At 24.9% G+C, this 7,680-nt stretch carries 8 protein-coding genes and 1 riboswitch; of the genes, 6 read left to right on the top strand and 2 right to left on the bottom strand.

All coding sequences use genetic code 11. From position 1 onward, the window contains the following. Nucleotides 1-392 precede the first annotated feature (392 nt). From GBZ86_RS10415 to GBZ86_RS10405, 3 genes are all read left to right on the top strand, one after another. Nucleotides 393-917 (top strand): ECF transporter S component, encoded by a 525-nt coding sequence (locus GBZ86_RS10415; RefSeq protein WP_152890426.1) that lies wholly within the window; start codon nucleotides 393-395, stop codon nucleotides 915-917. A 37-nt stretch (nucleotides 918-954) separates the two neighbouring features. Further along, nucleotides 955-1,797, top strand: a complete 843-nt coding sequence (locus GBZ86_RS10410; protein ID WP_152890424.1) for a pyridoxamine kinase — start codon at nucleotides 955-957, stop codon at nucleotides 1,795-1,797. 105 nt (nucleotides 1,798-1,902) lie between these two features. Continuing rightward, a riboswitch (SAM riboswitch) is annotated at nucleotides 1,903-2,052 on the top strand. Nucleotides 2,053-2,121: 69 nt separating this feature from the next. Continuing rightward, the gene (locus GBZ86_RS10405; protein ID WP_152890423.1) at nucleotides 2,122-3,441 is read left to right on the top strand and encodes a Na+/H+ antiporter NhaC family protein; all 1,320 of its coding nucleotides are present in this window, start codon (nucleotides 2,122-2,124) and stop codon (nucleotides 3,439-3,441) included. A 62-nt stretch (nucleotides 3,442-3,503) separates the two neighbouring features. Here the strand turns inward: GBZ86_RS10405 and ispF are convergent, their stop codons facing one another. Next, nucleotides 3,504-3,974 (bottom strand): 2-C-methyl-D-erythritol 2,4-cyclodiphosphate synthase, encoded by a 471-nt coding sequence (gene ispF, locus GBZ86_RS10400; RefSeq protein WP_152890421.1) that lies wholly within the window; start codon nucleotides 3,972-3,974, stop codon nucleotides 3,504-3,506. A gap of 102 nt (nucleotides 3,975-4,076) precedes the next feature. On the opposite strand from ispF, the gene GBZ86_RS10395 reads away from it, so the two are divergent. From GBZ86_RS10395 to rluF, 3 genes are read left to right on the top strand one after another with little or no spacing between them, the layout of a single operon-like run. Further along, nucleotides 4,077-4,739: a class D sortase gene (locus GBZ86_RS10395; protein WP_152890419.1), complete on the top strand. Its 663-nt coding sequence runs from the start codon at nucleotides 4,077-4,079 to the stop codon at nucleotides 4,737-4,739. Between the two features lie 59 nt (nucleotides 4,740-4,798). Continuing rightward, entirely contained in the window at nucleotides 4,799-5,818 is a 1,020-nt protein-coding gene (locus tag GBZ86_RS10390; RefSeq protein ID WP_152890417.1) for an anti-sigma factor domain-containing protein, read from the top strand. 25 nt (nucleotides 5,819-5,843) lie between these two features. After that, a complete protein-coding gene (gene rluF, locus GBZ86_RS10385) occupies nucleotides 5,844-6,608 on the top strand; it encodes a 23S rRNA pseudouridine(2604) synthase RluF (RefSeq protein ID WP_152890415.1) in 765 nt (254 codons plus the stop codon). Between the two features lie 10 nt (nucleotides 6,609-6,618). On the opposite strand, the gene GBZ86_RS10380 is transcribed toward rluF, so the two are convergent. Beyond that, nucleotides 6,619-7,563, bottom strand: a complete 945-nt coding sequence (locus tag GBZ86_RS10380) for an alpha/beta hydrolase (protein ID WP_152890412.1) — start codon at nucleotides 7,561-7,563, stop codon at nucleotides 6,619-6,621. Nucleotides 7,564-7,680 lie beyond the last annotated feature (117 nt).

The following is a 7,680-nucleotide window of genomic DNA, read 5'->3' as shown; positions in this document are numbered from 1 at the left end:
CATATATAAAATTAAAATCTATTGCTCTATCAATTTGTCTAACTAAATGATTTTTAGGCACAAGAGCTTCTAAACTGTTAAATTCAATTTTAAATCTATTATCAGTATTTTTTTTAGTCATCATATTTATCACCCAATATTATTTTATAAGAAAATGGAAAGGCTGTCGACTTTGTCGACAGCCTGAGGAGAAGATACTTTAGTATCTTCTCCTTATTTTGTGAGAAAGTATAATAAAATTACAGTTTGTGGATTGGTTAATATCATCAATTATAGTATGTATAAAATTTATAATTTTATACATTTATATAAATAAATATTAAACCGATACATTTGATATTAATTAACAATAATAATATAATCTATAAAAGAAAAAATTAGGAGGAAATGAAATGAAAAAATATAATACAAAAAGATTAGTAAATATATCTTTGTTTGCAGCTATATGTTTTATTGGTACGTGGATTCATTTTCCTATAAATATTGGTGGAGGAACATCAATGATACATTTGGGAACAACAGCAATATTTTTAGCAGCAATATTTTTGGGAGAAGATGCAGCTTGGGCTGGTGCTATTGGTTGTGCTTTGTTTGATGCAACTAATCCTCAATTTGCTGCATGGGTAATTCCTACTTTTATATTAAAGGGATTAACAGGGTATGTTGCTGGAAAAATTGCTTATTTAAACAATTCAAAAGGGAAAAATTTTAAATTTAATATTTTAGCATTTATAGTAGCAGGTTTAGTTTCATTGCTAGGATATTTTATTGTAAATTGGTTTGTTTTTGTTGGTTTTTATGGTGCATTGCTTAAGATGACCACATCTATAATAACTACAACTATAGCAATAATAATATCAATTCCTTTAGTAAGTATAAAACCAATAGTTAATAAAGCTATAGGGAATAATAGATAAAAATTAATTAATTTAGCTTAAATAGGAGGTACAAAATTTGAAAAATATAAATAAAGTAGCAGCAATTCATGATATTTCCTGTTATGGCAGAGCAGCTTTAGCAACTATAATTCCAATATTATCTGTTATGAAAAATCAAGTATGTGCTTTACCAACAGCTGTACTTTCCACTCATACAGCTGGATTTGGTAAACCAGCTATTAATGATTTAACAGATTTTCTTTATAAGACTAAAGATCATTGGAGAGAATTAAATTTAGAATTTCAATGTATATATAGTGGATATTTAGCTAATTCTAATCAAATTGAATTTGTTAAAGAATTTATAAATGATTTTAATGGTAACAATCCTTTAATAGTTATAGATCCAGTTATGGCGGATAATGGATTTTTATATAGTACTATGACTGAAGAAATGGTAAAGAAAATGAAAGATTTAATTAAACATGCTAATATAATAACACCTAACATAACAGAAGCATGTTTTTTACTTGGCGAAAAATATAATGAAGAATATAATGAAGAACAAATCAAAAATTTTTTAATTAGATTAAGTGAAATAGGTCCGGAAAAGGTAATTATAACCAGTGCTCCGAGTGTAAAAGGAGATAAATTTTTAGATACTGTAGCATATGATAAAAACAAAGAAGAATTTATAACAATAACTCATAAAAAAATAAAAGCTTTTTATTGTGGTACAGGAGATGCTTTTGCTTCTATATTAGTAGGAAGTTTATTAAATGAAAATACATTGAAGGAAGCTATGGAAAAGGCTTGTAACTTTATAATAGATGGAATAGAATATAGTGAAAAGTTTAAGTATGCTCCTAATGAAGGGATTTTATTAGAAGGAGTATTATATAAATTAGCTAATAAGTAATAAAAAATTTTATTGTAAAAAATTAAAAAATATTAAATTGTTTTTATAATCTTGACATATAAGTAATAAAAGTATAGAATATGTCTAAACAAAAAATTAAATAAAATCTTATCAAGAGAGGTGGAGGGACTGGCCCTATGAAGCCCAGCAACCGGTACTTTATTTTTGTATAAAATTAACACTATAAGTGTATATTTTTATAGAAATAGTACAACGGTGCTAAATCCTGCGGCCTTTTTGACTGATAGATAAGAATGATAAATAATGTATAAAAGTACTTCTGTCTTAAAGGCAGAAGTTTTTTTATTTTAAGGAGGGAATTTTATGAAGAAAAAAGGAAGTGTTTTAGCATTACTACCATTATTAATTTTTGTTGTTATTTACATTGGAGTATCTTTAATATTAAAAGATTTTTATGCAATGTCTGTATTAGTTCCTGGAGTTATAGCAGCTTTAATAGCTATTTTTATGAAGGGAAAAAAAGAAAGTCTTAATAAGAATTTAGAAACTTTTTGTAAAGGAGCGGGAAATTCTAATATAATTTTAATGTGTTTTATATTTATTTTAGCAGGAGCTTTTGCAGAAGTAGCTAAAACAATGGGAGCAGTTGAATCAACTGTTAATTTAGGTTTATCTATATTACCAAGTAATATATTAATAGCAGGAATGTTTATAATAGCTTCTTTTATAGCTATATCTTTAGGAACATCAATGGGAACAATTGCTGCTATTGTTCCTATAGCAATGGGTATAGCAGAAAAAACAGGAATAAGCTTACCTCTAATAGTAGGTGCTGTAGTAGGGGGAGCTATGTTTGGAGACAATTTATCTATGATATCAGATACAACTATTGCAGCTACTAAAACTCAAGGATGTAAAATGAGGGACAAATTTAAAACTAATTTTAAGGTTATATTACCAGCAGCCATAATTACTATTGTAATTTATACTATTTTAGGTAATGGAGTTATTAGTAATTTAGGAAATTATGAGTATAGTTTAATCAAGGTTATACCATATGTTGGGATTTTGATAGCTGCATTATTAGGTATTAATGTTATATTAGTTTTATCTGGAGGGATTTTTTTAGCAAGTAGTATAGGATTCTTTACAGGAACATTGAATTTAAAATTATTATTTAACTCAATATCAACAGGAATAATAGGAATGAGTGAAATTATAATAATTTCATTACTTATAGGGGGAATTGTAGAGTTAACAAAAGAAAATGGAGGAATAGATTTTATATTAAATTTAATAACTTCAAAGATTAAAAGCAAAAGAGGAGCTGAAATAGGAATTGGAATATTAGTTAGTTTAGTAGATATATGTACTGCTAATAATACTATAGCAATTGTTACAGTTGGGCCAATTGCTAAAGATATATCAGATAAATATGAATTAGATTCTAAAAGGATAGCAGGAATTTTAGACATGTTTTCTTGTTCTTTTCAAGGAATAATACCTTATGGAGCACAATTATTATCAGCAGCTTCATTAACAGCATTAGCACCTTTTGAAATAATGAAATTCTTATTTTATCCATATTTGATGGGCATTAGCGCTTTAATATTTATAACATTATTTTCAAATAAAAAATCTGTTATAAATAAATATAATGAAAAAAAGGCTATATTAGAGTAAAAATATTTAAAGAATGCATGATTTTTAAAATAATTAAATTTATAAAAATCATGCATTTTAAATTATTTATATAATAAACATATACTTTGGGAAGAAATTCCGTCGCCTGAACCAGTAAAGCCTAATCCTTCTTCGGTAGTAGCTTTTACATTTACTTGATCTATGGAAATATTTAATGTATTGGATATATTTTTTCTCATAGCATCTATATAAGGAGACATTTTAGGTTTTTGTGCTATTATAGTAGCATCTATATTAGAGATTTTATAATATTTTTCTGATATTAGTTGTCCAACATGTTCAAGTAATTTCATACTACTAGCACCTTTAAATTTTATATCTGTATCAGGAAAATGTTTTCCTATATCACCTAAAGAAGCTGCACCAAGTAAAGAATCCATTATTGCATGCAATAATACATCAGCATCAGAATGACCTAATAATCCTTTCTCATAAGGAATTTTAATTCCTCCTAATATTAAATCTCTATTTTCTACTAATTTATGTACATCGTATCCCATTCCTATTCTCATTTTTTCACCTCTTCATATTAATTAAATTATTTAAATTTACTTATTTACTATGATATAATATAACTTAAGAATTTCAAATAAGAAAGGGAGAATAATTTTTTTATGAGAGGAAAAATTAGAAACATAATAGGTACAGTACTAATTATAGTTGGAATTGCCTTAATAGGAACTACTGCTTGGATGAAGTATAAAACTTATACAGAACAAAAAGCTATTTTAGATACATTTAAAAATATGCAATTTGAGGTGGATGAATCAGCTGATAATACTGGTGAAAATTTAAATAAAGATGATGAAAAAAGTGATGATAAAAATAATAAAAAAAGCGATAAAAAAGTTGAAAATAGTAAAAAACCAGTATCAGAAGCAGAGCTAAAACAAAAAGCTATAGGAATTTTAAATATACCTAAAATAAATCTTGAAATAGGTATTATAGAGGGTGTAGATTATGAAGATATAAAATTTGTAGTTGGACATTTTCCAGGCTCTCCTTATCCAGGTGAAAAAGGAAACTTTGCAATAGCAGGACATAGAGTTTCATACTTTGGGCAAGCATTTAAAGACATAAATAAATTAAAAGATGGTGATGAAATTAAAGTTTCATATAAGGGTAAAGAATATGTTTATGAAGTAACTGATATTTTTGAAATTACTCCGCAAGATACATATGTTTTAGATAAAACTGATGATGCTACTATTACAATTATAACATGTACTTTAGATGCTAAAAATAGAGTAGCAGTTAAGGGTAAGTTAAAAAGTTAAGAACTGGGATTACTATCCCAGTCTTATTTTTTGAAAAAATATATTGAGGAAGGTATTATATGAGACAATTTGATTTTGAAAAAAATAAATATAAGTTTTCAGCTAAGAATAAACAAAAAGATTTGGATAGTAAAGCTTTATCTAAAGAAATTATGTTTTATATAAAACAATTAAAGCTTTTTAAAATAAGTTTAAAAGATTTAGTGAGCAAATCGCCAAATGACTTTGAAAGAGATTTAATATTAAATATAGCTTATAGTATAGTAGAAGATCATAATTTAACTAAAAAAATAATAATAAAAAAAGTTTTGCCTTGTAAAATTATACAAAAAAGTAGTGAGTTAAAATTTTCATTTATAGAAAAATGGCAACAATATATAATAGCATATGTATTATTACTATATACTGAAAGATATAGTAATTTATTAAACTATTTAAATATAGTCTTAAGTAAAGTAGAAAAATTTTCATTGATAAAAGAAAATTATAAAGATAAATTATATAAAGGAATTGTATTAAGCAATTTAAAGAATAATGCAGTTATTTTAACTTCAAAGGGAGAATTCGTTAGAATTAATAACAATGGAGAAAATAAAATAGGTGAGGAACTTACAGGAAAAGAAAAAATAGGTTTTAGACATTATAGAAAAGTTGTTACTATTAGTATACTAGCTATAGTAATAATAATAACCACAGCTTTTTCAGTTTATAATGAAAGAACTTCAAGTATAATAATACAAGGAACTTCACAGTTGAAAATTGAAACTAATATTTTTAATAAAATAGTATATTCATATTCACCTACAGAAAAAGGAGATATTTTATTGAAAAATTTACAATTAAAAAATAAACCTTTAGAAGATTCATTAGTTTATATTTTAAAAGATATGCAAGTTAATAATATGATACCAACAAATAAAAAAGTTGAAATTATAATAACAGGTAAGGAGATTAAATCTAACCAATTTACTAAAGCAATACAATATATGGATAAAATAATGTCGGATGACAATTATGAAAATAATTTTAAAATTTCTATAAACAATTCAGGATATGAAAAAAAGATGAATAACAAATAGGATATTATTTTAGGAGAAAAGATGGATGAAAAAAAATATAATAGAACATAAAGATATTACTAATTCTTTAAGATTAAATAAATTTATTAGTGACACAGGATTTTGTTCAAGAAGAGAAGCAGATAAGCTTATAGAACAAGGCAAAGTTAAAGTTGATGGTAAAATAGGTACAACTGGAATGAAAGTTAATGCTCATCAAAAAATTACTATTAATGATAAACAATTAAAAACAGAAAATGAATTAGTATATATTGCATTAAACAAACCAGTAGGAATAACTTGTACTACTGAAAAAAAAATAAAAGGAAATATTGTAGATTTTGTTTCACATAAAAAAAGAATATTTCCTATTGGAAGATTAGATAAAGATTCACAAGGGTTAATTTTTTTAACTAATGATGGTGATATAGTTAATAAAATTCTTAGAGCTGGTAACAATCATGAAAAAGAATATTTAGTTACAGTTAATAAGCCTATAAATGAGGAATTTGTAAAAGGAATGAGCAGAGGAGTTCCTATTTTAGATACTATAACTAAAAAGTGTTATGTTAAAAAAGAGGGAAAAAGAATTTTTAGAATAATATTAACTCAAGGTTTAAATAGACAAATAAGAAGAATGTGCCAATATTTTGGATATGAAGTAACTAAATTAGAAAGAGTAAGAATAATGAATGTAACATTAAAAAATTTAAAAATAGGTGAATGGAGAAATTTAACTGAAAAAGAATTAGAAGAAATAAATAAAATGATTTCTAATTCAAAAAAAACAGAAGAGGCATCAAAGAGGTAAGTAAATTTACTTACCTCTTTGTTTCATTTAAAACATGGTTTATAAAATCAGTAACTTTTTTCGCATATAATTCTTTATTAACTGCTAAAGCTTCTGCATGATCTGCTCCATCAACTAAATAGAGTTCTTTATATCCATGTTTTTTAGCGTTATATAAATTTTCACACATATACCAAGGAACAAAATAATCTAATTTACCATGTATGAATAAAATAGGTGTAGATACTTCTGAAATTACCTTTATTGGACTTACATAGGAAAAGTAAAATTTAGCTTTAGTTTTAGTAATCAAATTAGCTAATTTCTCTCCACACATTAAAGGTAAATACCAAATTTTTTTATAGTTATGGGTTATTTGAAATTTTACAAGTTCAGATAAATCAGAGTATCCACAATCTTCTATAGCAAATTTAATATTATTATCAAATCTAAGACATTCCATAACGGTACCAGCCCCCATAGATTCACCGTGAAGACCTAAAATTATATTTTCACCAAATCTGGTTTTTAAATATTTTATCCACATATTTAAATCATACTTTTCAAAATATCCATAGGTTGAGTACATTCCATCACTTTCACCATGTCTTCTTTGATTTATTATTAAAACGTTAAATCCATTTTTGTAGAAAATATCAAAATATTTTAATGATCCTACATAACCAATAGATACTCCATGAACTAAAATTATAAATTTTTTACTTTTTATTTTATTCTTTATTAACAAGCCTACTAGATTTAAATTATCAACAGATGTTATAGAAATATTTTCTTTATGAACAGATGAAAGAAGTTCTTCATCTATAAGCCCATTGTTTAATAAATATGTATATTTCTCCTTTTCATTATGTAATTTTCTTGTTATAAGTGAGTTAAATATAATTTTTCCCAGAATAAAAAAAACAATAAATAAAAATAATAATATTATTATTAGAGTTAAAATAAAAAAAGCCATATATAAAATCCTCCTTTATACTTTAAATTATATATAAAAAATATAAAAAAGAAAAATATTTACAAAAAATGGAAGTTATCCACAGTTATATGTGAATATTGTGGATAAGTATAAATT

This window comes from Clostridium tarantellae, from assembly GCF_009295725.1.
Taxonomy (GTDB): domain Bacteria; phylum Bacillota; class Clostridia; order Clostridiales; family Clostridiaceae; genus Sarcina; species Sarcina tarantellae.
The sequence above is the reverse complement of the archived record's forward strand: the minus strand, read 5'-3'. Positions and strand labels throughout refer to the sequence as shown.

Coding starts and splice junctions, on each gene's coding strand:
- GBZ86_RS10390 (WP_152890417.1), top strand. CDS start 4,799: ATGAGACAATTTGATTTTGAAAAAAATAAATATAAGTTTTCAGCTAAG.
- GBZ86_RS10395 (WP_152890419.1), top strand. CDS start 4,077: ATGAGAGGAAAAATTAGAAACATAATAGGTACAGTACTAATTATAGTT.
- ispF (WP_152890421.1), bottom strand. CDS start 3,974: ATGAGAATAGGAATGGGATACGATGTACATAAATTAGTAGAAAATAGA.
- GBZ86_RS10380 (WP_152890412.1), bottom strand. CDS start 7,563: ATGGCTTTTTTTATTTTAACTCTAATAATAATATTATTATTTTTATTT.
- GBZ86_RS10405 (WP_152890423.1), top strand. CDS start 2,122: ATGAAGAAAAAAGGAAGTGTTTTAGCATTACTACCATTATTAATTTTT.
- GBZ86_RS10415 (WP_152890426.1), top strand. CDS start 393: ATGAAAAAATATAATACAAAAAGATTAGTAAATATATCTTTGTTTGCA.
- rluF (WP_152890415.1), top strand. CDS start 5,844: ATGAAAAAAAATATAATAGAACATAAAGATATTACTAATTCTTTAAGA.